Here is a 25,760-nt window from a genome sequence, read left to right as displayed (position 1 = left end):
AGGAAGGTTTGCGTCTCTTTCGTCATCCTCCGGCGGAGCGAAGCGGAGACCGGGGGACCCAGCGGCGCGCGGCAGCGCGAACCTGCCGCGAATTACGCCGCGTCCGGCATCCTGACTGAACAGGTCGCCTTCGGCGCCGCTGGGTCCCCCGGTCTGCGGCGCTGCGCGCCTTGCCGGAGGATGACGAAAGAAAGGGGCGGCCCCGTCGGAGCCGCCCCTCGTGGTCTTAGGGACTGGTGACGCCGAGGGCTAGGCGGAGCGGGCGATCCGTTCGACTTCCTTCTTGACCGCCTCCTCGACGATTCCGGGCAGATTGGCGTCCAGCCATTCCTTCAGCATCGGCCGCAGCAGGGCCCGGGCCAGGTCGTCGACAGTCGGGCCGGTGCCGCCGGTCGGGATCGGCTCGGGCTGGCGGAAGGCAGCGCTGAGCCCCGCGAAGGCCGAAGCGGCACTCGCTGAAGCCGTTTCGCCGACCAGGGCCTCGTGATCCACGAAAGAGGAGCTGGGCGCAGGTTCGGGATGCACGGGCTCGGGCTCCGCATGGAAGGGGGTCGGAAAGGGTTCGGGCTCAGCGTCGGCCATGCCGATATCCAGATCACCGATCGACTGGGCGGCAGGCGCTTCATAGCGATCGGTCAGGTCGAGGATCTCCTCGTCCTCGGGGGCCGGTTCCGGCTCGATCGCCGATGGGGTCGGGTCGGCGAAGGCCGCAACAGGTTCAGCCTCTGCGGCCGGCGCGGCCTCGGCCGCCGGGGCGTCGTCTTCCGAAATGATTCGGCGAATCGACGCGAGGATTTCTTCCATCGTCGGTTCTTGGGCGGTCGTGTCGGTCATGGTCTGGCCTTGGAAGAACCTACGCAGGCGATGAGGGAAATCGTCGAGGCCGGATGCGCGCCCGACCCATAGCATTTCGTCGCATCTACGTCCTTTGGAATCAACGGGCCTTTTTCGCCTGTCGAGTTAATTGGCCCCCGTCGGGGCCGTCTGGACGATCTCGGACTTCAACTGTGTGTCGATCGGCGCGTCCTCTGTATCGACCGCAGGCGTGACGGTCGGCGCGGCGATCCTGTCGAGCGTCTCGATCAGACCTTCCCACGGAAGCGCCCCGCGAAGGCTGACGCGGTCGCCGTTTGTGGCGGGATCGTAGAGCTCGATCGCGGGGTCCAGCTCGCGAGCCCCCAGCCGACCCATGGCCGCCAGCAGCTGGGCCTGGGCGACATACTGGTTGCGACGTGCGCTCGCCAGGTTGATCTCGGCGTTGCGCAGTTCCAGCTCCCCGTTCAGCACGTCCAGGGTGGTGCGCAGGCCGACCTGCTGTTCCTGACGCACGCCCTCGGCCGCAACGGTCGCAGCGCGCACGCCCGCCTGACCCGCCGTCAGCTGCGATCCGGTCGAGATGACCTGGGCATAGGCGCTGGAGACGTTCTGCAGCACCGTCCGGCGCTGGCGCTCGATCTCGATCTGGGCGGCATTGGCCTGTTCAAGGGCCTGGACCTCCTTGGACCTGTTCAGCCCCCCGGTGAACAACGGCACCGAGATCGAGGCACCGGCCTGGAAGCTGGTGCGATCCGCCAGATCGAAGTCGGTCAGGTCGCCGGAGCCGCCGTAGGAGGCCGTGGCCCGCGCGGTAGGCAAAAAGGCGGACCTGGCCTGGGCATGGCGCGCCTCGGCCGCCTGCAGGTCGTATTGGGCGGCGGTGATGCCGGGGTTCTCGGCCAGACCGATGTCCAGGGCGACATCGAAGTCGTTGGGGATGCCCGGAAGGACAGGCGGCTCTTGCAGACTGGCAGGGGCCTGACCGACCACGGCGGCATAGGCGGCGCGCGACACCGACAACTGGGCCTGTGCCCCGGCCAGATCGGCCTGGGACTGGGCCAGGCGGGCCTCGGACTGGGACACGTCGGTACGGGTAATCTCGCCGACCTCGAAGCGCGCGTTCGATTCGTCCAGCTGCCGACGCAGGACCGCGACATTGGCCTCGCGAATGCGCAGAATCTCGACGTCGCGCTGAACGTCGACATAGGCCTGGATCACCGAGGCCAGCACTTGCTGCTCGATGGCCCGCAGCGATTCACGACCGCTCAGAACGTTGGCGGTGGCGGCATCGATGCCGTGGACGATGCGCCCGCCGGCGTACAGCGTCTGGGACACGTCGATACTGGCAGCACCGGTATCGGTCTCCGTCGTCGGGAAACCGCCGCTACGCGTGCGGGCATAGCTGGCTGATCCACTGACGCTGACCTCGGGGCGCAAACCGGCGCGCGCCTGGGGGACGACCTCGTCCAGGGCCCGCTGGTTGGCGCGCTGCTGCTGCAGCGTGGGGTTGGTGCGGTAGGCCAGCGCGATGGCTTCCTGCAGCGTCTCGGCGAAGGACGGTCCGGCCAGGCCGACCGCGACGGCGGTCACCAACGAAATCCGGGCGACTGTACCGAGCGCGCGCGAGCGTTTGAACATGGTCATATCCTGATGAGCTCCGCGAACGTTGCCGTTAGCCTACTGGAACGGGGTAGTGAGGGCGTCCGGTCCCTGACGCCAGTTAAGTTTTTTTCACCCGACCGCCAGACCCTGACTGCAACAAGGCGATGATCACAGGGCGAATGATGGCGCGGGTGTCATTTCAGCCAGGACGGGAGGTGCCGCATCGAAAAGTTCGCGCCGGGAATAGCCTTCGCGACCGCGCACATACAGCACCGCGCGACCATTCGGCCCGGCACGCTCCACGACGGCCAGACGACCACCGACACGCAACCGCTCCAGCCATGCGATCGGACGCGTGGCGACGGCCCCTTCGCTGACGATCAGATCCCAGTCCTGACCCGTCGGCGCGGTCAGGGACGCGACGTGCATTTCAACGCCGGCCTCCTCCAGCGCAGCGGAAACCACCCCGGCGACCGCTGCATCGGCTTCCTGGGCCGTGACCGTCAGGCCCAGCTCGGCCAGGACGGCGGCGGCATAGGGTGCAGCGATGGCCAGGGCGGTCTCGCCCGCGCGCGCATCCAGCGCCTGCAGCAGCTTGGCGACCTCGCGCGCCTGCATCAGGCGGCGGTCACCCGCGATCTCGACCTCGACCTCGCCATAGGCGGCAAAGGCGCGCCCGGCCGCGCAGAAGCGCTCGCGCTGCACGGTCAGCAGTGCCGCCTGCAGTCCCCGGTCGGTGACGTCGTTCACCCGCACCTGGGAATCGACCATGACCTTGCGTGCGGCGGTGAAATCCATTGTCCTATTCGTCCCCTGGCCCGGCACCGCCGGAATCTGGCGCTTATAGGTCTGCGCGCCACGCCCGACAATCATTGCGGCGGACAATCATTGCAGGGCACGGGTCGATCTGTTAGCAACCGCCCCTCGCGATCTGGGGGCCCTTCTGGCGGTCCTATGGCCTGATGGCGGAGTGGTGACGCAGAGGACTGCAAATCCTTGCACCCGGGTTCGATTCCCGGTCAGGCCTCCATCGCGACCCTTTAAGGACCCGCGGACTACAGCGGCGCGGTGATCCAGCCGATCGCGCCTGCGGCACCGACGCAACCCGCGACGATCGCCGCCGCAAGCGCGATGCGCAGATTTCGGCTCATGAAGCCCAGAATGCCTGCCATTTCTCCGCCTCCCCGCGCCGACAGAGCGCCACAGATTTCGTAGCTCATCAAGCTGGGCGAACCGTTAATGCGTTGAATTTTTAGTGACTGTCACGTCGTCGGCTGCGTGAGTTGATAGAGTCCGAGCGCACTGGTCACCGCCACGTTCAGCGAATCGAATCCGCCCGCCATCGGGATGCCGACGGCCCGTGTGCGCGCCATTGCCCAATCGGGGAGCCCGGGTCCTTCGGATCCCAGAAGCAGGGCCCTGCGACCACCGGGCTTCAGCGCGTTCAACGGCTCCCTGGCGGACGGCGACAGGGCGATGACCTCAAACCGGGCCGCCTCCAGCACGTCGATCAGGGCCGCCAGCGAGGGCGCGACGGCTCCGGGCACCCGCAGCACCGCCCCGACCGACACCCGGATCGACTTGCGATAGAAGGGATCGCCGCATCGCTCGTCCGTCAGCACGGCCGCTGCGCCGAAGGCGGCCGCATTGCGATACAGCCCGCCGATGTTGTCGTGATTGCCGATCCCGGACGCGGCGAGGACCACGGCATTGTCCTCCAGACGATCGAGAACGCTCTCGACGGTCGCGGTCTGCGGCTTTTCGCCCAACGCCAGTATGCCCCTGTGCAGCGGAAATCCCGCTATCCCGTCCAGCACGGCCTGGCCCGCAGCAAAGATCGGCACATCGGGAGGTAGGTTTCCCAGTAGCAAGGCCAGAGCCTCCACCCGGTTGGCGGCGATCAGCACCGATCGCGGCCGACACAGCGACGCCGCGGACAGCAGGGTGCGAAGAACGACCTCGCCCTCGGCAATGAACAGACCCTCCCTGCCCGTCAGGTCGCGCTCGCGGATGTCGCGAAAAGGTGCGACCCGCACATCCCCGGGGTCTTCGATGGTCTCGATCCGCATGGCCGACATTTCCCGTTGCACCGCCGATGCGGCCGCTGCTATAGGCCCGCCTCCCGAGCCTCTGTTCCGCGGTAGCTCAGTGGTAGAGCAGCCGACTGTTAATCGGCTGGTCGTAGGTTCGAATCCTACCCGCGGAGCCACTCGGCCTTTCCAGGCCCTGTCTATTGAGACCGGTCGGGAAGCCAGGTGACCTGGCGTGCTCCGTCGGGACCGACCCAGCCGATCCGCCAACCCTGTCCGGCCCGGACCAGACGACCGCTCGTTGCCTCCTCCATCGCCGGCGGGATGAAGGCACGGTCACCGATCTGGATCGGTGCGCCCAGGTCACTGCCGATCGCCAGGGTCCAGCGTCCCCGCGGATCGCTGGCCGCGGTCAGGCTGGTCCCGTTGCGGACGACCGTCACGTCCGTGTTCGCCGTGGCCCGCCCTGACAGAAACCCGGCCCGGCCGTCCGCATCGACGGCATCCAGCGCACCGGTCCCGTCCAGACGTCGTGTCGGCGCTCCGATGCCCAGAAGGGCGATCGGGCCGCGCGGGTCGGCAGAGACCAGCAGTCGGCCCGGCGCGGGGTAGGCGATCTGACCGACCTGGGCCTCCACGGCCAGAAGGGCATCCGTACCAGGGGCCGGCAGCCGGATGTCGAAATGCCCTGCCTCGTCCGCCCCGGCAGCATAGGCCACGCCATCGGGTCCGGTCAGAACCACGCGTCCGAAAGGGGCAGCCGTGCCGCTGACCCGAATATCGCCGGCCGCTCGCAAGACCTGGTCCACCTGCGGCCCGGTCATCCAGCCGTCAGTGGCCGCCTGGGGTCCGGCCTGTTTTTCCGTCGGTGCCCCGCACCCGGTCACGATCAGCGCGATGCCGAACACAAGATGGATTGCAAAGGGGCGTTTCATCGGGCTCGCCACGACTATAGGACAGTCATCCCGATAGCCCGTCCGCTGGCGCGCTGTCTCGCCTCACCTTGCCATAGAGAATCCATGAGCCTTCCGGAGTCCCGCATCGCCCCCTTCGATGGTTTATCCGTCTGCCTGTTCTGCGGCTCGTCCGATGCGGCCGATCCCAAATACACCCGGGCCGCCGCCGATTTCGGCCTGGCCACGGCTCAGGCGGGCTGGCGTCTGGTCTATGGCGGCGGCGGTGTCGGCCTGATGGGGGCCTCGGCGCGCGCGGCGCACGAGGCGGGCGGCCGTGTCCTCGGGGTCATGCCGGGCTTTCTGCGCAGCCGCGAACGCCTGTTCGACGAGGTCGAGACCCTGGTCGTCACTTCCATGCATGAGCGCAAGCAGATCATGTACGACCAGTCCGATGCCTTCGTCGTCGCACCGGGCGGGATCGGCACCCTGGAAGAGGTCGTCGAGCTGCTGAGCTGGAAGCGGCTGGACCTGCACGGCAAACCCGTGATCTTCCTCAATGTCGATGGCTTCTGGGACACCTTCTTCGACCTGATGCGCCATAGCGTCGCCTCGGGCTTCACCCCGGAAACCTTCCTTCGGGCGTGGACCGTCGCCGATACGGTGGAGCAGGCGATCGACCAGATGACGCCTGGCCCGGACACGATGCCCTTGCAACATGATCGGCGATAAGTGATCATTGCTCAGTCACGCCGCGCCGACCTGCCGGATCCATCTGTTTCGAAAACGCGGGTTGACAGTTTCTAAAAAAGACGCACTAGTCGAGGCGCTGACACTGAGGGCCGATCCGGCCCGGTCCCATCTCGGAGCCTCCCCATGCGCGCTGTCCTCCTCGCCGCCGCCCTCCTGCTCGCCCCCGCCACGGCCACCCAGGCCCTTCCCGGCACCACCAGCAGCTTCACGCTGCAGAACGTCGCCTTCACGCCCCAGGAGCCGCTCCTGATCGACGGCGTCAACTGGCGCTGCAATGCCGAGAACGTCTGCGTCGGCACGGGTGGTCAGTCCCAGCCCGCCAGCCGCGCCTGCCGTCGCGTCGTCGCCCGTGTCGGCGTCGCCCTGGCCAGCTTCACCTACAAGGGCACGACCCTGAGCAGCGACGAACTCGCCGCCTGCAACATCGCCGCCGCCAACGCCTGATCGATCCGTCGCCTCCCCGTTCGCGCAGAGAATGGGGAGGCGACGGCTATGCCACGTCGCCTCTCAGCCGCCTTTCGATCCGCTCGCGTCCAATCAGCGGAACCATCGTCGCCATGTCCGGCCCATGCGCCTGTCCGGTAAGGATCAGCCGCAGCGGCATGAACAGCGTCTTGCCCTTGGCCCCGGTGGTCTCCTTGACCGCATTGGTCCAGACCGACCACGCCCCCGCATCGATCGTCTCCGGCAGGACCGCCAGCGCCGCCGCCGCGAAGGCCGGGTCCTCGATCACCGGCGTCACCGGGCCCCGCACGATCCTGGCCAGATCCGCGACATCGCCGAAACGGGTCAGGTTCGCCCGCACCGCGTCCCAGAAAATCTCTCCCAGATCGCAATCCAGTGCCGCCAGCCGGTCCTTCGCCGCCGCATAGGGCATGGCATGCAGCGTCTGGGCGTTCAGCCGATCCAGGTCCTCGGTGTCGTAGCGAGCCGGCGACCGGCCCATCTTGTCGAAGCTGAAGCCCTGCCCCAGGGCCTCGATGCTGTCGGCGACCTCCAGCGGGTCCGAGGTCCCGATCCGGCCCAGGTGGCTGGTGATGGCAATGGGCTCATAGCCCTGCTCGCGCATCTCGGACACCGACAGTGACCCCAGACGCTTGGACAGCGCTGCGCCGTCCGCCCCGACCAGCAAAGGCATGTGCGCAAACGTCGGCACGCTCGTGCCCAGCCCGGCTGCGATCAGCGCCTCGAAAATCTCGATCTGCGCGCCGGTGTTGGTCGTGTGGTCCTCGCCCCGGATGACATGGGTGATGCCCATGTCGATGTCGTCGACGACCGACGGCAGGGTGTACAGATAAAGCCCGTCCTCGCGGATCAGGACCGGATCGGACATCGAGGTCGTGTCCACCTCGGCATGACCGCGCGACAGGTCCTCCCAGGCGACGCGGCGGCCGTCCAGTTTGAAGCGCCAGTGGGGTTTCCTCCCCTCGGCCTCGAACGCGGCCTTTTCCTCATCGCTCAGCGCCAGGGCCGCGCGGTCGTAGATCGGCGGAAGGCCACGCGACAGCTGCACCTTGCGGCGGCGATCCAGCTCCTCGGGCGTATCCCATGCCGGATACAGCCGGCCCGCCGCCTTCAGCCGCCCGGCCGCATCGTGATAGCGGTCGAACCGCTTCGACTGATTGTATCGCTCGTCCCAGACCAGCCCCAGCCAGGTCAGGTCGTCCTCGATCCCCTGCTCGAACTCGGGCGTGGACCTCGCCAGGTCGGTGTCGTCGATCCGCAGCACGAACGACCCGCCCTGCCCTTTCGCGAACATCCAGTTGACCAGGGCGGTGCGGACGTTGCCGACGTGAAGCTTGCCGGTGGGCGACGGGGCGAAACGGACCTTGACGGACATGAGACAGGCGACCTTGAAAGCGAGGCGCACAGGTCGTTCACCCGGTCCGCCAAGTCAAGGACGGCCGCCCGGACGCGACAGTCATCGCTTTTCGGCTTCCCGCGCAACGATCTTGCGGCATAAGGCGATGATGACAGCCACTGCGACCCTCACCGTCGATCTGGACGCCCTGGCGCACAACTTCCATGCTCTGGAAGCCATCTCCGGCGCGCCTGTTCATCCGGTGGTCAAGGCCGACGCCTATGGCCTCGGCGCCATCCCGGTCGCCACCCGGCTGCTGGCCGAGGGAGCCAGGACCTTTTTTGTGGCCCGTCTGGCCGAGGCGATCGCCCTGCGCAAAACCCTGGGCCCCGCGCCCACGATCTATGTGCTCGACGGCTGCGTGGGCGACGCAGCTTCGGCGCTGAAGGCCGCTGACCTTCGCCCCGTTCTCAACCACGGCGAGCAACTCATCGCCTGGCGGGCGGCGGACGGCGGGGCCTTTGCCTTGCAGATCGACACCGGCATGAATCGCCTCGGCTTCCGGATCGAGGATGCGCCCGAACCGTTCGACGGCCTGTCTCTGGTCATGAGCCATCTCGCCTGCGCCGACGAACCGGCCCAGCCGATGAACCGGCGACAGCGCGACGCCTTCGCCGCCGTCGCCACCCGCTATCCCGGCACTCTGAGGTCCTTCGCCAACTCCGGCGGCTGTTTCCTGGGACCCGACTACGCCTTCGACGCGGTCCGCCCCGGGATCTGCCTTTACGGTGGTGGCCCGGAAGGCCGTCCGGATGACCGGATCAGGGCCGTCGCAACCCTGACCGCCCGGATCCTTCAGGTCCGCGACGTTCCGGCGGGCGAAAGCATCGGCTATTCGCGCGGCTTCATCGCCTCCACGCCCCGCCGCATCGCCACCTGCGGCGCCGGCTATGCCGACGGCATCCTGCGCAGCCAGTGCCCGGAAGGCCAGGTCCAGGTCGCGGGCACGCTTCGCCCCATCCTCGGCCGCGTCTCTATGGACGTCATCGCGGTGGACGTCACAGGCCTCGACGTGGCGATCGGGGATGAGGTCGAACTGTTCGGCCCGAACAGACCGCTCGACGACGCAGCCGCAGCCGCGAAGACGATCAGCTACGAGCTTCTGACCTCGGTCACGGCCCGCGTTCCCCGGCGATATGTCGGGTAGTAGAGCCGTCGGACCCATTTTGGCGCGCAGCGGGAGGCGAGGCTGCTCCACCACCTTGACCCTTGACGTCCCTGCCCCACCGTCGTGATCTCGCCTCCCGCATCAGTCACCTTCCGGATCCCGCCCATGTCCCGCCTGCTCGCCACAGCCTGTGCCGCCGCCCTCCTGATCGCAGCGGCCCCGGCGATGGCCCAGAGCATTGGCACCGGTTCCGGACCGACGGCTCCGGACATCGGCGGCTTCCCCGACAGTCCGGCTATCCCCGCCCCGACCCGGACCGCTTATCCGGGCACGATCCGCTACGAAGCCGACATCACCGACCTGGACCGCCGCGTGATTTCTGTACGCGAGATCATTCCGGTCAGTCCCGGCCCCCTGACCCTGCTGTATCCGAAATACCTGCCGGGCAACCACGCCGACTCCGGCCCGATCCAGTTGCTCGCCGGCGTCGTCATCACCGCCAACGGACAGCGGATCGAGTGGCGGCGGGATGCCGTGGACCCCTACGCCTTCCACCTCGACGTGCCTGCAGGCGCGTCTGAAATCGAGGTCAATCTCCAGTGGCTGACCCAGTCCGACAATGCGAACTGGCGCGTCGTCATGACCCCCTCGATCGTCAATCTGCAGTGGGAAAAGGCCATCCTCTATCCGGCCGGCTACGTCGCGACCGGAATCACGGTCGAGGCGTCGGTGAAGCTTGCCGCCGGCTGGAACTACGGCACGGCCCTCACAACCGTCAGCCATGAGAACGACGTCGCCCGGTTCGAGCCTGTCGACCTCTACACCCTGGTCGACAGCCCCATGTTCGCCGGGGCCAACTATCGCCGCATCGACATCGACCCGACGGGTGAGGACGTCCATCTGAACATCGTCTCGGAAGAACCCGGCAACATCGCCCCCACCGCCGAACAACTGGGCTTCTACGAGACCCTGGTGACCCAGGCCGACCGTCTGTTCGGATCCCGCCCTTACGACCGCTACGAGTTCCTGCTCGCCCTGACCGACCAGCTGGGCGGCATCGGGCTGGAGCATCACCGCTCGTCGGAGAACACCGCTGCGCCCGACTATTTCACCAACTGGGGCAGGTCGATCGGGAACCGGGCGCTGCTGCCCCACGAGTACACCCATTCCTGGAACGGCAAGTTCCGGCGCCCCGCCGACGAGCTGACCGCCAACTACAACGTCCCGACCGAGAACAGCCTGCTGTGGGTCTATGAGGGACAGACCGAATACTGGGGCGATGTGCTGTCGGCCCGCAGTGGCCTGCACACCCTCGACCAGACCCGCATCCTGCTCGCCAACCGCGCGGCCTTCTATCAGAACCAGCCGGGCCGGGCATGGCGCAATCTGCAGGACACCAACAATCACAACCTGCTGGGTTACCGGATCCCCGGGCAGTGGGGGTCGTGGATGCGGGGCACCAGCGACTACTACGACGAGGCGGCACTGATCTGGCTGGATGCGGACACCCTGATCCGCGAGCGGACGAACGACCGCAAATCGCTCGACGATTTCGCCAGGGCCATGTTTGGTTCGGGCGTCGAAGGCTCCGACGGCGTCTGGGTGCCGAACGGCTACACCTTTGCCGACGTCGTCGCGGCGCTGAACGGCGTCACCGAATACGACTGGGCGACCTTCCTGCGAACCCGGCTGGACGCCAGCGGCCCCGGCGCTGCCGCGCCGCTGGATGGCATTGAGCGCGCCGGCTACCGCCTGATCTACGTCGATATGCCCTCGGCCGAAGAGAAGGCGATGAATTCCGGCTGGGGATCGGACTTCCAGTATTCGCTGGGCTTCAGCCTGCAGGGGCCGAACAACCGGATCGGCGGCATCCGCTGGGGAGGACCGATCTACGAGGCCGGCATCGGCGCGGGCTGGGACCTGATCGCCGTCGGCGATAAGGCCGCCTCGCCCGAAGTGCTGCGCGATGCCGTCACTGCAGCCAGGGGCGGAACGGCTCCCATCCGCCTGACGCTGAAGAGCGGCACCCGTATCCGCACCCTCGACCTCAACTGGACGGAGGGTCTGCGCTACCCCCGCCTGGAGCGGATCGAGGGCACGCCGGACCGCCTTGCCGACATCCTCGCCCCGCGCCGACGCTAGGCCTTCAGCAGCCCCAGCAGGGCCTTCGCGGCCTCTTGCGAGGACGCGGGGTTCTGGCCGGTGATCAGCTTGCCGTCGGTCAGCACGAAGGGCTGGAAATCAGCGCCCTTCTCATAGAGCCCGCCGTTGGCCTTCAGCATGTCCTCGACGAGGAAGGGCACGACGTCCGTCAGGCCCACAGCCTCTTCCTCGCCATTGGTGAAGCCGGCGACTTTCCTGCCCTTGACCAGATAGTCTCCGTCCGCGCCCTTCACGTGACGCAGAACGCCCGGCGCGTGACAGACGGCGGCCACCGGTTTGTCGGCCTTTGCAAAGGCCTCGATCAGGGCGATGGAGCCCGCGTCCTCGGCCAGGTCCCACAAGGGGCCATGGCCACCCGGATAGAAGACCGCGTCGAAATCCGCTGCCTTCATGTCTGACAGCCGGTGCGTGCTGGCCAGTTGCGCCCCGGCGGCCTCGTCGGCCTTGAACCGCTTCGTGGCCTCCGTCTGGGCGTCCGGCTCGTCGCTCTTGGGGTCCAGCGGCGGCTGGCCGCCACTGGGCGAGGCCAGGGTGATCTCCGCGCCCGCATCTTTCAGCGCATAATAGGGTGCGGCGAACTCCTCGAGCCAGAAACCGGTCTTCTTGCCCGTATCGCCCAGTTGATCGTGCGAGGTCAGGACCATCAGGATGTTCATGGCGGAGGCTCCGTTCAGACGAGGGGATCGCGGCAGGCTTTGCCGTCGTGGGGACTGAACGCAAAAGGGCCCGGCGGTTTCCCGCCGGGCCCCTCGAAAAGCGTTCCGCGACCCAAAGGCCGCAGGCGTTTTCCGCTTACTTGATCTGAACGGTCGCGCCGGCTTCCGTCAGCTTCTTGGCGACTTCGTCGGCGTTCTGCTTGGAAACGTTCTCGACGACGTTCTGCGGAGCGCCTTCGACCAGGTCCTTGGCTTCCTTCAGACCCAGGTCCGAACGCACGCCACGGACTTCCTTGATCACGTTGATCTTCTTGTCGCCACCCGAGACGAGCACGACGGTGAATTCGGTCTGCTCTTCGGCGGCTTCAGCCGGAGCAGCGGCACCGCCACCGGCGGGCATCGCCATCGCGACCGGAGCTGCGGCGCTGACGCCCCACTTTTCTTCCAGCAGCTTGGACAGTTCGGCGGCTTCGAGGACGGTCAGCGAGGACAGGTCGTCGACGATCTTGGACAGGTCGGCCATGGTCAGTTTTCCTTCGGAGGATTGGGTTGGTTAGAGAGGGATTGCAGAGATGGAAGTCAGGTCGCTTATGCGGCTTCCTTGGTGGCATAGGCGTTGAACACCCGGGCCAGTTGGGCAGCCGGGGCCTGGACGACACCGGCGATCCTGGTCGCGGGCGCGTTGAGCAGGCCGAGCAGCGAAGCGCGGATCTCGTCGAGCGTCGGCAGTTTGGAGAGGCTCTCCACACCCTTCAGATCGACGACGGTATCGCCCATGAAGCCACCGACGATGACGAAACGGTCATTGCCCTTGGCGAACTCGGTCGACACCTTGGCGGCCGTCGCGGGGTTCTCGGCGTATGCGATGCCCACGGGACCCTTGAACAGGCCGTGGTACTCGCTGCCTTCGGCCGCTTCGAGCGCCTTCAGCGCCAGGCGGTTCTTGACCACCTTGAACGCTCCGCCGGCGGTGCGCAGACGGCCCCGCAGGTCTTCCATTTCCGCAACGGTCAGGCCCAGGTTGTGGGCCACGACCACGCTGCCGGCCTCTGCGAAGACGCCTTTCAGCGACTCGATCGACTCGGCTTTTTGTGCGCGATCCATTGCGGTCTCCAGTCTTGAGGTTCGCCGCCGGGCTTATTCCCGACGCCGAGATTGGCCAAAGCGCCGCGCGTCGCCGCGAAGCGTTCAGGCCGGGTAGCGATGTCCGAAGGAGGCTCTGACAGGGGTCCGTCCCGGATACCGGGCCGACCGTGCGTCGTCTGCGTCCCCATCTCCCCACGGCGCTGGAGGGCTCTCCAGCATTTATGGCCCGGGTGACCCCCAGACCCCGAAGTTCTCGGACAGGACCGTCGGGACCGGGGTCTCGACGGAAGAGCGCGCTCTATACAGGAGAAGCGCAGGAAATCAACCGGGATCAGTCCTTGCCGCGATTGAACTGATTGGTGGCCGACGGACAATCGAATGCCGCGCAATACTTGGCACGGTAGTCGGCAAAAAAGCCACGCATATAGATCAGCAGCTCCTCGCCCATTTCGACGCCCAGTTCATTTTGTTTGTTGGCGATGACGCGTCCGGCAGGCGACTCATAGAACTCGACCAGAGCGCGCAACTCGCGAACCGTGAACCGCTCGGCGTACAGCTCCTCCGTGCGATCGATCATGGCTTCGAGGTTCTGGGCCAGAAGGTCGGGAACATTGGCTCTCGTCCAAGCCTGTTGTTCTTCGGTCGATTCCGACTGCGAGGCCAGCATCTGCTCCGTGGCGTCGGACAGCATCTTGTCGAGATTGTCGCGTGCAGTAACGGCGATCAACCGTTCGGCCAGTTCCGCCCTCACATCAGCGTCGCTCGTTTGCGCCTGTGCGGCTGGAGCCAGCCCAAGGAAAAGAAGCGCCCCTGCAAAGATCAAGAAACGCACGAGACCTCCTGAAGAGCACAGCCAAAAGTCTGAGAGAACCGTTCGCGACTGCCTAGGGCAAAACTGCAACGCAGACGCGAAAAAGGGCGGCGACCCTGCGGCCGCCGCCCTCATTTCGTGTCCGGCCGTGCCGGGATCAGGCCGTGACGGAGGCCGGATCGATCTTCACGCCCGGGCCCATGGTGGACGACAGGCTGATGCGCTTGACATAGGTGCCCTTGGCACCGGTCGGACGGGCCTTTTGCAGGGCGTCGACATAGGCGCGGACGTTGGCTTCCAGGGCTTCCTGGGTGAAGGAGGCCTTGCCGATGCCGCCATGGGCGATGCCGGCCTTCTCGACGCGGAACTCGACCGCGCCGCCCTTGGCGTCCTTGACGGCCTGGGCCACGTTCGGGGTCACGGTGCCGACCTTGGGGTTCGGCATCAGGCCGCGCGGGCCCAGCACCTTACCCAGACGGCCGACCAGGGCCATCATGTCCGGGGACGCGATGACGCGATCGAAGTCCATGAAGCCGCCATTGATCTTCTCGTACAGATCCTCGGCACCCACGACATCGGCACCCGCGGCCAGGGCCTCGGCGGCCTTGGCGTCCTTGGCGAAGACGGCGACGCGGACGTCACGGCCCGTGCCGGACGGCAGGTTCACGACACCCCGGACCTGCTGGTCGGCGTGACGCGGATCGACGCCCAGGTTGACGGCGATCTCGATCGACTCGTCGAACTTGGCGGTGGCGTGGGCCTTCACGGCCGCGATGGCGTCGGAGACGGTCATCAGGGCCTGGGTGTCGGCGGTGAACGCCTTGATGCGCTTGGTTGGCTTGCTCATGATCAACGCTCCACGATGTTCAGGCCGATGGCCTTGGCGGAACCTTCGATGATGCGCGCGGCGGCATCCAGATCGTTGGCGTTCAGGTCCTTCATCTTCTTCTCGGCGATCTCGCGCAGCTGGGTGCGGGTGATCGAACCGACCGTCTCGCGGCCCGTCAACTTGGCGCCCGAGGTAATGCCCACGGCCTGCTTGATGTAGTGGGTGGCCGGCGGGGTCTTGGTGACGAAGGTGAAGCTCTTGTCCTGATAGACCGTGATCACGGTCGGCAGGGGCGTGCCCTTCACTTCCTTTTCGGTGCGGGCGTTGAACTCCTTGACGAAGCCCATGATGTTCACACCGCGTTGGCCCAGTGCGGGCCCGATGGGCGGCGAAGGCGTGGCCGAACCGGCCGGCACCTGCAGCTTGATATAGCCCAGAATCTTCTTGGCCATTGGTCTCTCCTGTGAATGACCCCGAAACTAATCGGGGCCGGTGAGCCGTGGTGCGGCATGGCGGCCTCCCACGGATTTATCCCGGGGCCGGAGCCACGGGAGGCGCGCGTGTAGCAGGATGGAGCGAGTGAGGCAATGCGCCTCTCCCTCCCCTGCGGGGGAGGGTGGTCGGAGCGAAGCGGAGACCGGGTGGGGCGGACAAGGCAACCCTCCACCGCCCGGCAAAAAGGCGGCCCGTCGCCGAGCCGCCCCCACCCGGTCGCCAGGGCGACCTGCCCTCCCCCGAGGGGGAGGGAAAACACCTTGCGCCTAAGCCGCGTTCTTCTCGACCTGGCTGTATTCCAGATCGACCGGCGTCGGACGGCCGAAGATCGACACAGCGACGCGCAGGCGGGCGGCGTCCTCGTCAACGCTCTCCACCTGGCCGTCGAAGCTGGCGAAGGGTCCGTCGATGACCTTGACGGTCTCGCCGATGTCGAAGCGGATCGTGGGCTTGGGACGCTCCACGCCCTCCTGCACCGCGCCGATGATGTTCTGGACTTCACGCTCCGAGACCGGCAGCGGCTTGGTGCCGCCCGCCGCGCCCAGGAAGCCCGTGACCTTGGGCGTGTCCTTGACCAGGTGATAGGCGTCGTCGGTAAGCTCCATCTTCACCAGAACATAGCCGGGGAAGAATTTGCGCTCGGAGTTGACCTTGCGGCCCCGGCGGATCTCGATCACGTCTTCGGTCGGCACCAGGATCTCGGAGAAGCATTCCTCCAGATCGCGCTGCTTGGCCTGGTCGCGGATGTGCTGGGCGACCTTCTTCTCGAAGTTCGAATAGGCGTGGACGATGTACCACTTGTGGCGGGGGTTCGAGGCGGCTTTCGTTTCGGGCGCTGCATCCGTCATGGGGCGCGTCTTCCTTTTTTCTTATTGTCCGATGGCCAGAACCCAGGTCGAGGCAAAGCCCAGAGCCGTGTCCACCACCCAGAAAAATACCACCGCGATGGCGACCATCAGGAACACCATGACCGAGGTGATCCAGGTCTCCTTGCGGCTGGGCCATACGATCTTGCGGCCCTCAGCCTGAACCTGACTGATGAACTGGCCGGGCGAGGTCCGCTTCCTGGGGGCCGGCGCGTCCACAGTCACGGTCGAGGCGGCTGCGGGCGTCGCCATCTGCGGCTTGGCACGGGCAGCGGGATTGCCGGTGCGACGGCCGGGGAAGTGGGGCTTGGCCATGATCGTCTAAGGGTCTCGTTTCGAACGTGTGTCCGGTCCCCGCAGATGGGGAGGCCCAGGCTGCGACGACAGGGGGGAAATGGCAGGAGTTGGGGGATTCGAACCCACGACCCCCGGTTTTGGAGACCGGTGCTCTACCAGCTGAGCTAAACTCCTAGACAAGTCAGACGCGCCGTAGAGAAGTCTCCACGACGCGTCCGTCCGCCAGACCGGGGGCTATGCCTGACACGGCGGGCCATTTCAAGGCCAATCCTCCCCCGTCGGGGGAGGCTTTCAGTGGTCCAGGTGCGCGGCGACCGCGTCGGCCTCGTCCTGCTTGTTCACGACCTGTTTGAACAGCAGCTTGTCGATGCGGCGGTCGTCCATGTCGATGACCTCGACCTCGAACCGGCCCAGCTGCAGGATCTCTCCCTCGGCCGGAACGCGCGACAGCTGGTGCAGGACCAGACCGGCGATGGTGTGGAAACCGTCCGCCTCGCCGAAGTCCTCACCCAGTTCGTCGGCCAGCTCGTCCAGGTCGGTCTGGCCATCGACCAGCCACGTGCCGTCCTCGCGCTGGCGGATGTTCACCTCCGCGTCATCGTGACCCTCGTCGAAGTCGCCGGCGATCATTTCCAGCAGGTCGGTCGCCGTCACTACGCCCTCGAAGGCACCGAACTCGTCGACCAGGAAGGCCATGTGAACCTTGGAAGACTTCAGGATCTCCAGCGCCTTCAGCACCGACGTCGACTGGGGGATGAAGGCGGGCGTCTGGACGTGCTTTTCGATATTGAACTCGCCATTGTCCAGCAGGCTGTCCAGCAGGTCCTTCTTGTGGACGACGCCCAGCGGGTTATCGACGTCATTCTCCCTGGCCACCACGATCCGCGAATAGGGGCAGGTGCGGACCTCCTCGCGCAGGACCTCTTCCGAATCGTTCAGGGCGACCCAGAAGACTTCGTGGCGCGGCGTCATGGCGACCCGGATCGGTCGGTCGCCCAGCCGCAGGATCTCCTCGATCATCGTCTGTTCTTCGGGCTCGATCAGACCCGAGGCCGTGCCCTCGGCGATCATGGTCTCGACCTCCTCCTGGGTGACGTCGGACCCGTCGCGGTCCTTGACGCCCATGACCTTCAGGATGGCCGAGGTCGAGGCCGTCAGCAGCACCACGAAGGGATGCAGCACGATGGCCACGGTCGAGATCGGGGCCGCCATCTTGGCCGCAATCGATTCGGGGAAGATCAGTGCCAGCCGCTTGGGCACCAGTTCGCCGACGATCAGCGAGACGTAGGTGATCCCGATCACGACCAGGGCCGTCGAGATGATCTCCGCATAATGGCCCGTGAACGGAAACGAGGTTTCCATGATGCGGGTCAGCTCGCCCGCGATGGCCGCCTGACCATAGGCACCGGCCAGAATCCCGATCAGGGTGATACCGACCTGGACCGCCGACAGGAAATGGGTGGGGTCTTCCGACAGCTTCAGGGCAGCCCTGGCCCCCCGGTCACCGCGCTCGGCGCGGCTTTGCAGCTTGGATTTCCGGGACGAAACGACCGCCATCTCGGTCGCGGCGAACAGGCCGTTGAGCACCACGAGGAGCAGAACGACGACGATGGCGATGAGTAACATCTAGGGGGGAGTGGGACCGGCGCGGCGCGACAGTCGGCGTCCGCCCCCTATCGTTAGACGAATGTGGCCGCTTTCGCCACGATTTCCTTGCAGGCCGGGATCAGCCGGTCCGACCGGCGTCCGCGGAACCATAGGCCCCCCGCTGCGGGCCATGCCCGTCATGGGCCGTGGCGCAGGCGGACACCCCGATCAGGGTGCCGATGAAAAGGCCGATGTGCAGGGCGCGTCGCATGAAGGTTGCCGAAATCCTAACGTCAGGATCCGAACCTACACACCCGTTTCCGGTTCCGGACAAGCGGGCACCCGCCGCCGGTTGTGCGACACGGTAAACGCGCATGGACCGGCGGGAGCGAGGCCTCGATTATCCCCCCGGTTCGACCGGCCCCAGCGCCGTCCCGCCCCAGAAGTCGCACTGGTGACGGTCATGGAAGGTGGTGTCCACACGGTCCCCCGCCGGGTCGAACACCACGACCGGTCCCCCGCCCTCCGAAACCCGGGGCCAGCGGGCGTCGAAGTCCGCATCGTGGCCGAACCCGGCCCAAAGGGCCATCATCCGTCCGGACAAGGCCCTCTGCCCGGCGGTCCAGCGCTTCGTGTCGGTGAAGATCCACGAGGTGCCGAACACATAGGCCAGCTCGCTCGCATGATAGGCCCCCATGTCCAGCCCGGTGACCCAGTCCGGCAGGAGGAAGGGCACCTCCCGGTCCGCGAACTCATAACCATAGACCGGCACGTGGCGCGCCAGCAGCCGGCGCAGGGCGTCTGCCGGACATGAGAACCGGCTGTCGGTGAAGCTCCGGGCGATCGCCGCGGCCGGCCCCTCGGCCCCGACCGGGTATCGCTCCAGCACCCGTCTGCCCGCGTCGCCGTACAGCCAGTGCGTCTCCTTCTCGTAGCGATCCCTGTCGCGCACTTCGACGGCGAACAGGCGTCCTTCGTCCGTGTTCGACCCCACGATCACCGGCACCCGGGTGAAAGCACCCTTGGCAAAGGCCTGCGGAGGGCTGAGCGGCACCAGGGCGTCGCCATAGACCGGCCCCCACGATCCCGGCCCGTTGATGCCCGACCGCGTCGAGGCTCCCCGCGCGATCCGCCACGCCGGTGTCCGTCTCAGGCACGCCGCCACGTCGGCCCCCTCGCATCCCAGACTGGCAGCGAACCGTAGACCAGGCTCGGCCTGATCCGCCGCTGCGTTCAGCGACGACGGCTCCAGACACGGCCCGCTCTGCAGGATCACGCGGCTGTACAGCCCCGCCGACCCTGGCGAGGTCATCAGATAACAGGCGCTCCAGGCCCCCGCGCTCTCCGCGAACAGGGTGACATCCGCCGGATCGCCCCCGAAGGCTGCGACATTGGCCTGCACCCAGCGCAGCGCTGCCTGCTGATCCATCAGGCCCCAGTTGCCGCCGACGCCCTCCCCCTCGGCCGCAAACGCCGGCAGCGCCAGCCACCCCAGCGCGCCCAGCCGGAAATTGACCGTGACCACCACCCGGTCCTGTTCGACCGCCAGCCGGCCGGGGTCGTAGTTGGCCCCCGCTCCGATCGTGAAGGCTCCCCCGTGCAGATAGACCATGACGGGTTTCGGACGCGCCGCCGCCCCTGCCGGTCCATAGACATTGACGAACAGACAGTCCTCGGACCCCACCACCAGGCCGCCGCCCCCGCCCAGGATCGCCTCGCGTCCCAGGGCCTGGGTGCAGTCGGAGCCGATGCGCGTGGCGTTGCGTACGCCGCTCCAGGTCTCGACCGGTCTCGGGCTTCGCCAGCGCAGGTCGCCTGTCGGAGGCGCGGCATAGGGCACGCCCAGAAAGGCCCGCACGCCCGCCCCTTCCACGCCCCGCAGGACGCCCGCGTCGGTCACCGCCGTGACGAAGGTCCGGTCCCGCGCAAACCGCACCTGATCCACCCCGCCGGGATGGGTCGCACAGGCGGACAGGGCCAGGAGCATCAGGATGCAGAGACGGGACAGCATCCGGCCTTCTATCCCGAGCCCGGCCCCGCGTGCCACCGGACCGCACGGGGCGTGTTGCACCACAAGGAAAAAGGCCCCCGGCTTTCGCCGGAGGCCTCTTCCAACTCAATCCGCGCTCAAGCAGCGAACGACCGCGTCGTTCGCGTTAGCGCCACCACCTGGCTCAGGCGATGATCTTCGCGACGACCCCGGCTCCAACCGTGCGACCGCCTTCGCGGATGGCGAAGCGGAGCTTCTCTTCCATCGCGATCGGGGTGATCAGTTCGACGTTCAGCTCGGCATTGTCGCCGGGCATGATCATCTCCACGCCTTCCTTCAGCTGCACGATGCCGGTCACGTCGGTCGTGCGGAAGTAGAACTGCGGGCGGTAGTTGGTGAAGAACGGCGTGTGACGGCCACCCTCTTCCTTGGTCAGGATATAGGCCTCGGCCAGGAATTTGGTGTGCGGGGTGATCGAGCCCGGCTTGCACAGGACCTGACCGCGCTCGACGTCCTCGCGCTTGGTGCCGCGCAGCAGCACGCCGACGTTGTCGCCCGCCTGACCCTGGTCCAGCAGCTTGCGGAACATTTCCACGCCCGTGCAGGTCGTCTTCTGGACCGGGCGGATGCCGACGATCTCGACTTCCTCACCGACCTTGACGATGCCGCGCTCGACGCGACCCGTGACCACGGTGCCGCGGCCCGAGATCGAGAACACGTCTTCCACCGGCATCAGGAACGGCAGGTCCACCGGACGCTCCGGCTGCGGGATATAGTCGTCGACCGTCTGCATCAGGGCCAGAACCTGCTGCTCGCCGATCTCCGGGTTCACGCCGTCGGTCGCGGCCTTGGCCGAGCCCATGGTGATCGGAATGTCGTCGCCCGGGAACTGGTAGGACGAAAGCAGCTCGCGCACTTCCATCTCGACGAGCTCCAGCAGCTCCTTGTCGTCGACCAGATCGACCTTGTTCATGAACACCACCAGGGCCGGCACGCCGACCTGACGGGCCAGCAGGATGTGCTCGCGGGTCTGCGGCATCGGGCCGTCGGCCGCCGACACCACCAGGATCGCGCCGTCCATCTGGGCGGCACCGGTGATCATGTTCTTCACATAGTCGGCGTGGCCGGGGCAGTCGACGTGGGCATAGTGACGGTTGGCCGTCTCATATTCCACGTGCGCCGTGTTGATCGTGATGCCGCGCGCCTTCTCTTCCGGCGCCGCGTCAATGTCGGCATAGGCCATCGCCTTGGCCCCACCGGCCTTGGCCAGCGTCATCGTGATCGCCGCCGTCAGCGTCGTCTTGCCGTGGTCCACGTGACCGATCGTGCCGATGTTGCAATGCGGCTTGTTACGTTCGAACTTTTCCTTGGCCATTCTCTTCTCTCCGTCCCCTGAACAGGGGGCTTAATCCAAAATTTCAGGGGTTAGTTAGGCGGAATACTTCTTGATCACTTCGTCGGCGACGTGCTGCGGCACCGGCTCATAGTGGTCGTACTGCATGGTGAAGGCGGCGCGGCCCTGCGACATCCCGCGAAGGGTGTTCACATAGCCGAACATGTTGGCCAGCGGCACGAAGGCGTTCACGACGGTGGCGTTGCCGCGCATGTCCTGACCCTGGATCATGCCGCGACGGCCGTTCAGGTCGCCGATGACCGAACCGAGGTAATCCTCGGGGGTCACGACCTCGACCGCCATGATCGGCTCGAGCAGCTTGGGTGCGCCCTTTTCCTTCAGTTCGCGGAAGGCGGCGCGGGCCGCGATTTCGAAGGCCAGCACGCTCGAGTCGACGTCGTGAAACTTGCCGTCCGTCAGGGTCGCCTTGAAGTCGATCAGCGGGAAGCCGGCCAGCAGACCCGAGTCCTTGATGGAGTTCAGACCCTTTTCGACGCCCGGGATGTATTCCTTGGGCACCGCACCGCCGACGATCGAGTTCTCGAACACAAAGCCCGAGCCCGGCTCGCCGGGTTCGAAGGTGATCATGACGCGGGCGAACTGGCCCGTACCACCGGTCTGCTTCTTGTGCGTGTAGTCGATGTCGACCTTGCGGCCCAGCGATTCACGATAGGCGACCTGCGGCGCGCCGATGTTGGCCTCGACCTTGTAGGTGCGCTTCAGGATGTCGATCTTGATGTCGAGGTGTAGTTCACCCATGCCCTTCAGGATGGTCTGGCCCGACTCGTGGTCGGTCGAGACGGTGAAGGACGGATCCTCCGACGCCAGCTTGGCCAGGGCGACGCCCAGCTTTTCCTGGTCGGCCTTGGACTTGGGCTCCACCGAGATCTCGATCACGGGGGCGGGGAACTCCATCTTCTCGAGGATGACCGGCGACTTCAGCGGATCGCACAGGGTGTCGCCGGTACGGGTTTCCTTCAGGCCGGCCAGGGCGACGATGTCGCCGGCAAAGGCTTCCTTGACGTCCTCGCGGTTGTTCGAGTGCATCTGCAGCATCCGGCCCACCCGCTCGCGCTTGTCGCGCGAGGAGTTGAGCAGGGACTGGCCGGTTTCCATCTTGCCCGAATACAGGCGGCAGAAGGTCAGCGAGCCGACGAAGGGATCGTCCATGATCTTGAACGCCAGGATCGACAGGGGCTCGTCGTCCGAGGCCTTCCGCACGACAGGCTCTTCGGTCTTGAAGTCGATACCCGGGGTCGGCGGGATGTCCATGGGCGACGGCAGGTAGTCGACGACGGCGTCGAGCAGGGTCTGAACGCCCTTGTTCTTGAAGGCCGAGCCGCACAGGATCGGATAGAAGGCGCCGGTCAGGACGGCCTTGCGGATGCATTTCTTGAGCACTTCGGTCGAAGGCTCGGTGCCCTCGAGATAGGCTTCCATCGCTTCGTCATCGAGTTCGACCGAGTTGTCGATCAGGTACTGGCGAGCCTCGACGGCCTTGTCCATCAGGTCGGCCGGGATCTCGCCGACCTTGAAGTTGGCACCCAGGGCGTCGTTATCCCAGACGACCGAGGTCATGGTGACCAGGTCGACCAGACCCGACAGGGTGTTTTCCGAACCGATCGGGAACTGGATCGGCACCGCCTTGGCACCCAGGCGGTCGCGGATCGACTGCACCGAGGCGTCGAAATCGGCACCGATCTTGTCCATCTTGTTGACGAACACGATCCGCGGAACCTTGTACTTGTCGGCCTGGCGCCAGACGGTTTCCGTCTGCGGCTCCACGCCGGCGTTACCGTCCAGCACCGTCACGGCGCCGTCGAGGACACGCAGCGAACGCTCGACCTCGATGGTGAAGTCCACGTGGCCGGGGGTGTCGATGATGTTCAGGCGCTTGCCCTGCCAGAAGGCCGTGGTCGCAGCCGAGGTGATCGTGATCCCCCGCTCCTGCTCCTGGTCCATCCAGTCCATGGTGGCTGCGCCATCATGCACTTCGCCGATCTTATGGTTCTTGCCGGTGTAGTACAGGATCCGCTCGGTCGTCGTCGTCTTGCCCGCGTCGATGTGGGCCATGATGCCGAAGTTGCGATAGTCCTGGAGCGCGTGTGTGCGGGCCATGAAAGCGTGCCTTGAGTTTTATCAGGACGCGAAGGGCGCCCTCGGGGAGATCGTCGATGCTGCGAATAAGCGGGCGCGGGCGATTTAGCGGAAACCGCCCGCGCCGGATAGGCCTAGATAGTGTCGCTGTTTGACGCTTTGAAGGCGGCTACCAGCGGTAGTGGCTGAAGGCGCGGTTGGCCTCGGCCATCTTGTGGGTGTCTTCGCGCTTCTTGACCGCGGTGCCGCGGTTGTTGGACGCGTCCAGCAGTTCGGCGGCCAGCTTCTCGGTCATGGTGTTCTCGCCACGCTTGCGCGCGGCATTGACCAGCCAGCGGATGGCCAGGGCGCGGCGACGGTCGGGGCGAACCTCGACCGGGACCTGATAGGTGGCCCCGCCGACGCGACGCGAGCGAACCTCGACCGACGGCTGGACGTTTTCCAGGGCGGTGTGGAAGGTCTGGACCGGCTCGAAGTCCTTCTTCTTCTCGGCCAGGATATCGAAGGCGCCATAGACGATGTTCTCGGCGACGGCCTTCTTGCCCTCGTACATGACGTAATTCATGAACTTGGTGACGATCAGATCCTTGTATTTGGGATCCGGCAGGACTTCGCGTTTCTGGGCGCGGTGACGACGTGACATGAGTTGATCTCTTCTTTGATTTCTGGATCCCGGCCTGCGCCGGGATGATCTTTTTCGCTACGCTCTCAAGATCACTTCGGACGCTTGGTGCCGTAGTGCGAACGGCGCTGCTTGCGGTCCTTGACGCCCTGGGTATCGAGCACGCCGCGCAGGATGTGGTAGCGGACGCCGGGCAAGTCCTTCACGCGGCCGCCGCGGATCAGGACCACCGAGTGCTCCTGCAGATTGTGGCCCTCGCCGGGGATGTAGCACACGGCTTCGTAGCCGGACTTGGCCAGACGGACCTTGGCGACCTTGCGCAGCGCCGAGTTCGGCTTCTTGGGGGTCGTCGTATAGACGCGGGTGCAGACGCCGCGGCGCTGGGGCGAGCCTTCCAGGGCCGGCACCTTGTTGCGCACGGGCTTGGGCTTGCGGGGCTTGCGGATCAGCTGGTTGATCGTAGGCATATAAAGACAGTCTCGACTTCTGATGGAGGCGTGTGCCTGTCGGCCGGGGCGCCTCGGTTTCCTTCTTTTGAACGTCTCCGACGGAGGCGCCCGGGATCGTTCGAGACCGGATCGGTGACCCAAACGAAAAAACCGGAACGCGCGCTTCGGGCGTTCCGGCGGGCACAGCCCGTCCGTTCAATTGTCACGATCAGGATGGGGCAGGCCCCGCCTCGAAAGTCCGGCGCGTTTACGCGGGCGGGCCACGGGGGTCAAGGGGTGTGGTCAAGATGTTCAGAAACGGCGTTGACTTGCCGGGCGCGCTGAGTATGTTCCGCGCCTCTTATTTTCACGGCTCTTCCGCCGTCGCAAAGGTAATTTCCGATGGCCAAGCCCGCCTCAATCAAGATCCGTCTGAACTCGACCGCCGACACCGGCTTCTTCTACGTCACCAAGAAGAACGCCCGCACGATGACGGAAAAGATGGTGGTCAACAAGTACGACCCCGTCGTGCGCAAGCACGTCGAGTTCAAGGAAGGCAAGATCAAGTAAGGCATTCCCGTTGGGCTGACGCGCGGTCGCGCTGCTCTAGTCCGGAATGAGATTTCAGAGCCCGGTCAGTCATGACCGGGCGTTTTTCTTTGGGCCTAAAGCCGCAGGTCCGCGATCGCCGTCTCGATTCTGGCTGCATCCTGCGGGCGTTGGGCTTTCAGCGCGTCACCGTCGGCCACGACCGTATCGCATCTGTTGTCTTCGAAAGCCTGATCGATCTGGGCCCGGCGCGCGTCGTCGAAGGGTTCCTCGCCACCGAAATGGATACAGAGCTCGGCGCGCTCGATCACGCCGGTCACGGGATCGGCTGGGGCGCGCGCTCTCTGGGCCGCCTGCTCCTGCAGCTGCATGTCCTTCATTTCCTGGCTTTCCCGCGACGCAGATGCCTCAGCTTCTGTCGTGGCCCCAGCCTCCGCCGATGCAGCCGGCGCAGGGCCCTCATCCGTCTGTCGACATGCGGTCAGCGCGGAGGCTCCCGCCACAAAAATGAACAGCGCAGTCGCGGCGGACTTCATGATGCGGGCTCCCAGCTTGGCGTCGAGACACCGGGACGTTCAATAGAGCATCCGAGGCCGGACCGGCACAACCATCGAAACCTGTCAGGGACGACCGCAGGCCGCTGGATCGACGTCAACGCCTGTTTATGGCGTCAAAGGCGGCCACTCATCCGTCTCGCTCCGCGCCCTCCGGCGGTCCGCAGGTGCCCGTCGTCGCGTCAGCGGGACAGGATTCGTGGGAGTTGCACTCCGAAAAAACCGGGTGCAAGGAGTCCAGATCCTGGGGGGCCGTGTCGATAGTTTCGGATAC

The 25,760-nt window shown here is 66.1% G+C and carries 27 protein-coding genes and 3 tRNA genes; 7 read left to right on the top strand and 23 right to left on the bottom strand.

Features of this window, described 5'->3' with window-relative positions; translation table 11 throughout:
- Window positions 1-249: 249 nt before the first annotated feature.
- The 3 genes from HZ989_RS09195 to HZ989_RS09185 form a co-directional block, all read right to left on the bottom strand.
- Window positions 250-834 carry a DUF2497 domain-containing protein gene (locus tag HZ989_RS09195; protein WP_209320549.1) on the bottom strand — a complete coding sequence of 195 codons (585 nt, stop codon included), beginning with the start codon at window positions 832-834 and terminating at the stop codon, window positions 250-252.
- 126 nt (window positions 835-960) lie between these two features.
- Window positions 961-2,454 (bottom strand): TolC family outer membrane protein, encoded by a 1,494-nt coding sequence (locus tag HZ989_RS09190; protein ID WP_209320548.1) that lies wholly within the window; start codon window positions 2,452-2,454, stop codon window positions 961-963.
- Between the two features lie 132 nt (window positions 2,455-2,586).
- Window positions 2,587-3,216 (bottom strand): protein-L-isoaspartate O-methyltransferase, encoded by a 630-nt coding sequence (locus HZ989_RS09185; RefSeq protein ID WP_209320547.1) that lies wholly within the window; start codon window positions 3,214-3,216, stop codon window positions 2,587-2,589.
- 158 nt (window positions 3,217-3,374) lie between these two features.
- On the opposite strand from HZ989_RS09185, the gene HZ989_RS09180 reads away from it, so the two are divergent.
- Window positions 3,375-3,448: transfer RNA gene (locus tag HZ989_RS09180), tRNA-Cys, on the top strand.
- 232 nt (window positions 3,449-3,680) lie between these two features.
- Here the strand turns inward: HZ989_RS09180 and HZ989_RS09175 are convergent.
- On the bottom strand, window positions 3,681-4,487 hold the full coding sequence (locus HZ989_RS09175; RefSeq protein ID WP_209320546.1) for an RNA methyltransferase: 807 nt from the start codon (window positions 4,485-4,487) through the stop codon (window positions 3,681-3,683).
- Window positions 4,488-4,552: 65 nt separating this feature from the next.
- Between HZ989_RS09175 and HZ989_RS09170 the strand changes: the two genes are divergently transcribed.
- Window positions 4,553-4,627: transfer RNA gene (locus tag HZ989_RS09170), tRNA-Asn, on the top strand.
- A 21-nt stretch (window positions 4,628-4,648) separates the two neighbouring features.
- On the opposite strand, the gene HZ989_RS09165 is transcribed toward HZ989_RS09170, so the two are convergent.
- Window positions 4,649-5,383 (bottom strand): hypothetical protein, encoded by a 735-nt coding sequence (locus tag HZ989_RS09165; protein ID WP_209320545.1) that lies wholly within the window; start codon window positions 5,381-5,383, stop codon window positions 4,649-4,651.
- An 84-nt stretch (window positions 5,384-5,467) separates the two neighbouring features.
- On the opposite strand from HZ989_RS09165, the gene HZ989_RS09160 reads away from it, so the two are divergent.
- On the top strand, window positions 5,468-6,073 hold the full coding sequence (locus tag HZ989_RS09160) for a TIGR00730 family Rossman fold protein (RefSeq protein ID WP_209320544.1): 606 nt from the start codon (window positions 5,468-5,470) through the stop codon (window positions 6,071-6,073).
- Window positions 6,074-6,217: 144 nt separating this feature from the next.
- Window positions 6,218-6,538, top strand: a complete 321-nt coding sequence (locus HZ989_RS09155; RefSeq protein ID WP_209320543.1) for a hypothetical protein — start codon at window positions 6,218-6,220, stop codon at window positions 6,536-6,538.
- A gap of 46 nt (window positions 6,539-6,584) precedes the next feature.
- Here the strand turns inward: HZ989_RS09155 and gltX are convergent, their stop codons facing one another.
- Window positions 6,585-7,934 (bottom strand): glutamate--tRNA ligase, encoded by a 1,350-nt coding sequence (gene gltX / locus HZ989_RS09150; protein WP_209320542.1) that lies wholly within the window; start codon window positions 7,932-7,934, stop codon window positions 6,585-6,587.
- A 127-nt stretch (window positions 7,935-8,061) separates the two neighbouring features.
- Between gltX and alr the strand changes: the two genes are divergently transcribed.
- A complete protein-coding gene (alr, locus tag HZ989_RS09145; RefSeq protein WP_371812877.1) occupies window positions 8,062-9,102 on the top strand; it encodes an alanine racemase in 1,041 nt (346 codons plus the stop codon).
- A 126-nt stretch (window positions 9,103-9,228) separates the two neighbouring features.
- Window positions 9,229-11,205 (top strand): M61 family metallopeptidase, encoded by a 1,977-nt coding sequence (locus tag HZ989_RS09140; protein ID WP_209320541.1) that lies wholly within the window; start codon window positions 9,229-9,231, stop codon window positions 11,203-11,205.
- Here the strand turns inward: HZ989_RS09140 and HZ989_RS09135 are convergent.
- The 16 genes from HZ989_RS09135 to rpsL form a co-directional block, all read right to left on the bottom strand.
- The gene (locus HZ989_RS09135; RefSeq protein ID WP_209320540.1) at window positions 11,202-11,882 is read right to left on the bottom strand and encodes a type 1 glutamine amidotransferase domain-containing protein; all 681 of its coding nucleotides are present in this window, start codon (window positions 11,880-11,882) and stop codon (window positions 11,202-11,204) included. The two genes, HZ989_RS09140 and HZ989_RS09135, sit on opposite strands and share 4 nt — an antisense overlap.
- A gap of 136 nt (window positions 11,883-12,018) precedes the next feature.
- A complete protein-coding gene (gene rplL, locus HZ989_RS09130; RefSeq protein ID WP_077355097.1) occupies window positions 12,019-12,405 on the bottom strand; it encodes a 50S ribosomal protein L7/L12 in 387 nt (128 codons plus the stop codon).
- Between the two features lie 65 nt (window positions 12,406-12,470).
- Entirely contained in the window at window positions 12,471-12,986 is a 516-nt protein-coding gene (rplJ, locus tag HZ989_RS09125) for a 50S ribosomal protein L10 (protein ID WP_209320539.1), read from the bottom strand.
- Between the two features lie 313 nt (window positions 12,987-13,299).
- Window positions 13,300-13,800, bottom strand: a complete 501-nt coding sequence (locus tag HZ989_RS09120) for a DUF2059 domain-containing protein (protein ID WP_209320538.1) — start codon at window positions 13,798-13,800, stop codon at window positions 13,300-13,302.
- Between the two features lie 136 nt (window positions 13,801-13,936).
- Window positions 13,937-14,626: a 50S ribosomal protein L1 gene (gene rplA / locus HZ989_RS09115; protein ID WP_209320537.1), complete on the bottom strand. Its 690-nt coding sequence runs from the start codon at window positions 14,624-14,626 to the stop codon at window positions 13,937-13,939.
- Window positions 14,627-14,628: 2 nt separating this feature from the next.
- Window positions 14,629-15,060, bottom strand: a complete 432-nt coding sequence (rplK, locus tag HZ989_RS09110) for a 50S ribosomal protein L11 (RefSeq protein ID WP_013269214.1) — start codon at window positions 15,058-15,060, stop codon at window positions 14,629-14,631.
- A gap of 309 nt (window positions 15,061-15,369) precedes the next feature.
- Window positions 15,370-15,951, bottom strand: a complete 582-nt coding sequence (nusG, locus tag HZ989_RS09105; RefSeq protein WP_209320536.1) for a transcription termination/antitermination protein NusG — start codon at window positions 15,949-15,951, stop codon at window positions 15,370-15,372.
- Window positions 15,952-15,972: 21 nt separating this feature from the next.
- The gene (gene secE, locus HZ989_RS09100) at window positions 15,973-16,284 is read right to left on the bottom strand and encodes a preprotein translocase subunit SecE (protein WP_209320535.1); all 312 of its coding nucleotides are present in this window, start codon (window positions 16,282-16,284) and stop codon (window positions 15,973-15,975) included.
- A gap of 80 nt (window positions 16,285-16,364) precedes the next feature.
- Window positions 16,365-16,440, bottom strand: a tRNA-Trp gene (locus HZ989_RS09095).
- A 117-nt stretch (window positions 16,441-16,557) separates the two neighbouring features.
- Window positions 16,558-17,892, bottom strand: a complete 1,335-nt coding sequence (locus HZ989_RS09090; protein WP_209320534.1) for a hemolysin family protein — start codon at window positions 17,890-17,892, stop codon at window positions 16,558-16,560.
- Between the two features lie 100 nt (window positions 17,893-17,992).
- Window positions 17,993-18,124, bottom strand: a complete 132-nt coding sequence (locus HZ989_RS15250) for a hypothetical protein (protein ID WP_256435868.1) — start codon at window positions 18,122-18,124, stop codon at window positions 17,993-17,995.
- Between the two features lie 129 nt (window positions 18,125-18,253).
- A complete protein-coding gene (locus HZ989_RS09085; RefSeq protein WP_209320533.1) occupies window positions 18,254-19,864 on the bottom strand; it encodes a carboxylesterase/lipase family protein in 1,611 nt (536 codons plus the stop codon).
- 163 nt (window positions 19,865-20,027) lie between these two features.
- Window positions 20,028-21,218, bottom strand: a complete 1,191-nt coding sequence (tuf, locus tag HZ989_RS09080) for an elongation factor Tu (protein WP_209320532.1) — start codon at window positions 21,216-21,218, stop codon at window positions 20,028-20,030.
- Between the two features lie 54 nt (window positions 21,219-21,272).
- Complete coding sequence (fusA, locus tag HZ989_RS09075; RefSeq protein ID WP_209320531.1) at window positions 21,273-23,354, bottom strand: elongation factor G; 2,082 nt, start codon at window positions 23,352-23,354, stop codon at window positions 21,273-21,275.
- A 148-nt stretch (window positions 23,355-23,502) separates the two neighbouring features.
- A complete protein-coding gene (gene rpsG, locus HZ989_RS09070; RefSeq protein ID WP_209320530.1) occupies window positions 23,503-23,976 on the bottom strand; it encodes a 30S ribosomal protein S7 in 474 nt (157 codons plus the stop codon).
- Window positions 23,977-24,047: 71 nt separating this feature from the next.
- Complete coding sequence (gene rpsL / locus HZ989_RS09065) at window positions 24,048-24,422, bottom strand: 30S ribosomal protein S12 (protein ID WP_013269204.1); 375 nt, start codon at window positions 24,420-24,422, stop codon at window positions 24,048-24,050.
- A gap of 363 nt (window positions 24,423-24,785) precedes the next feature.
- On the opposite strand from rpsL, the gene rpmG reads away from it, so the two are divergent.
- Window positions 24,786-24,953: a 50S ribosomal protein L33 gene (gene rpmG / locus HZ989_RS09060; RefSeq protein WP_013269202.1), complete on the top strand. Its 168-nt coding sequence runs from the start codon at window positions 24,786-24,788 to the stop codon at window positions 24,951-24,953.
- 95 nt (window positions 24,954-25,048) lie between these two features.
- Here rpmG and HZ989_RS09055 read toward each other — a convergent pair whose 3' ends face one another.
- Window positions 25,049-25,468, bottom strand: coding sequence for a hypothetical protein (locus HZ989_RS09055; protein ID WP_209320529.1), 420 nt, complete (start codon window positions 25,466-25,468; stop codon window positions 25,049-25,051).
- Between the last annotated feature and the right edge of the window lie 292 nt (window positions 25,469-25,760).

This window comes from Brevundimonas sp. AJA228-03 (assembly GCF_017795885.1).
Taxonomy (GTDB): domain Bacteria; phylum Pseudomonadota; class Alphaproteobacteria; order Caulobacterales; family Caulobacteraceae; genus Brevundimonas.
Note: the sequence above shows the minus strand (reverse complement) of the source record. Positions and strands in the feature narration are given on the sequence as shown.

Excerpts from the sequence above, each read along its gene's own strand:
- HZ989_RS09160 (WP_209320544.1), top strand. The coding sequence starts at position 5,468 with ATGAGCCTTCCGGAGTCCCGCATCGCCCCCTTCGATGGTTTATCCGTC.
- nusG (WP_209320536.1), bottom strand. The coding sequence starts at position 15,951 with ATGACGGATGCAGCGCCCGAAACGAAAGCCGCCTCGAACCCCCGCCAC.
- HZ989_RS09090 (WP_209320534.1), bottom strand. The coding sequence starts at position 17,892 with ATGTTACTCATCGCCATCGTCGTCGTTCTGCTCCTCGTGGTGCTCAAC.
- HZ989_RS09055 (WP_209320529.1), bottom strand. The coding sequence starts at position 25,468 with ATGAAGTCCGCCGCGACTGCGCTGTTCATTTTTGTGGCGGGAGCCTCC.
- rplJ (WP_209320539.1), bottom strand. The coding sequence starts at position 12,986 with ATGGATCGCGCACAAAAAGCCGAGTCGATCGAGTCGCTGAAAGGCGTC.
- HZ989_RS09190 (WP_209320548.1), bottom strand. The coding sequence starts at position 2,454 with ATGTTCAAACGCTCGCGCGCGCTCGGTACAGTCGCCCGGATTTCGTTG.
- gltX (WP_209320542.1), bottom strand. The coding sequence starts at position 7,934 with ATGTCCGTCAAGGTCCGTTTCGCCCCGTCGCCCACCGGCAAGCTTCAC.
- HZ989_RS09175 (WP_209320546.1), bottom strand. The coding sequence starts at position 4,487 with ATGCGGATCGAGACCATCGAAGACCCCGGGGATGTGCGGGTCGCACCT.
- rplK (WP_013269214.1), bottom strand. The coding sequence starts at position 15,060 with ATGGCCAAGAAGATTCTGGGCTATATCAAGCTGCAGGTGCCGGCCGGT.
- tuf (WP_209320532.1), bottom strand. The coding sequence starts at position 21,218 with ATGGCCAAGGAAAAGTTCGAACGTAACAAGCCGCATTGCAACATCGGC.
- HZ989_RS09155 (WP_209320543.1), top strand. The coding sequence starts at position 6,218 with ATGCGCGCTGTCCTCCTCGCCGCCGCCCTCCTGCTCGCCCCCGCCACG.
- secE (WP_209320535.1), bottom strand. The coding sequence starts at position 16,284 with ATGGCCAAGCCCCACTTCCCCGGCCGTCGCACCGGCAATCCCGCTGCC.
- alr (WP_371812877.1), top strand. The coding sequence starts at position 8,062 with ATGATGACAGCCACTGCGACCCTCACCGTCGATCTGGACGCCCTGGCG.
- HZ989_RS09085 (WP_209320533.1), bottom strand. The coding sequence starts at position 19,864 with ATGCTGTCCCGTCTCTGCATCCTGATGCTCCTGGCCCTGTCCGCCTGT.
- rplL (WP_077355097.1), bottom strand. The coding sequence starts at position 12,405 with ATGGCCGACCTGTCCAAGATCGTCGACGACCTGTCCTCGCTGACCGTC.
- rplA (WP_209320537.1), bottom strand. The coding sequence starts at position 14,626 with ATGAGCAAGCCAACCAAGCGCATCAAGGCGTTCACCGCCGACACCCAG.
- rpsL (WP_013269204.1), bottom strand. The coding sequence starts at position 24,422 with ATGCCTACGATCAACCAGCTGATCCGCAAGCCCCGCAAGCCCAAGCCC.
- rpsG (WP_209320530.1), bottom strand. The coding sequence starts at position 23,976 with ATGTCACGTCGTCACCGCGCCCAGAAACGCGAAGTCCTGCCGGATCCC.
- fusA (WP_209320531.1), bottom strand. The coding sequence starts at position 23,354 with ATGGCCCGCACACACGCGCTCCAGGACTATCGCAACTTCGGCATCATG.
- HZ989_RS09185 (WP_209320547.1), bottom strand. The coding sequence starts at position 3,216 with ATGGATTTCACCGCCGCACGCAAGGTCATGGTCGATTCCCAGGTGCGG.
- HZ989_RS09135 (WP_209320540.1), bottom strand. The coding sequence starts at position 11,882 with ATGAACATCCTGATGGTCCTGACCTCGCACGATCAACTGGGCGATACG.
- HZ989_RS09140 (WP_209320541.1), top strand. The coding sequence starts at position 9,229 with ATGTCCCGCCTGCTCGCCACAGCCTGTGCCGCCGCCCTCCTGATCGCA.
- rpmG (WP_013269202.1), top strand. The coding sequence starts at position 24,786 with ATGGCCAAGCCCGCCTCAATCAAGATCCGTCTGAACTCGACCGCCGAC.
- HZ989_RS15250 (WP_256435868.1), bottom strand. The coding sequence starts at position 18,124 with ATGCGACGCGCCCTGCACATCGGCCTTTTCATCGGCACCCTGATCGGG.
- HZ989_RS09165 (WP_209320545.1), bottom strand. The coding sequence starts at position 5,383 with ATGAAACGCCCCTTTGCAATCCATCTTGTGTTCGGCATCGCGCTGATC.
- HZ989_RS09195 (WP_209320549.1), bottom strand. The coding sequence starts at position 834 with ATGACCGACACGACCGCCCAAGAACCGACGATGGAAGAAATCCTCGCG.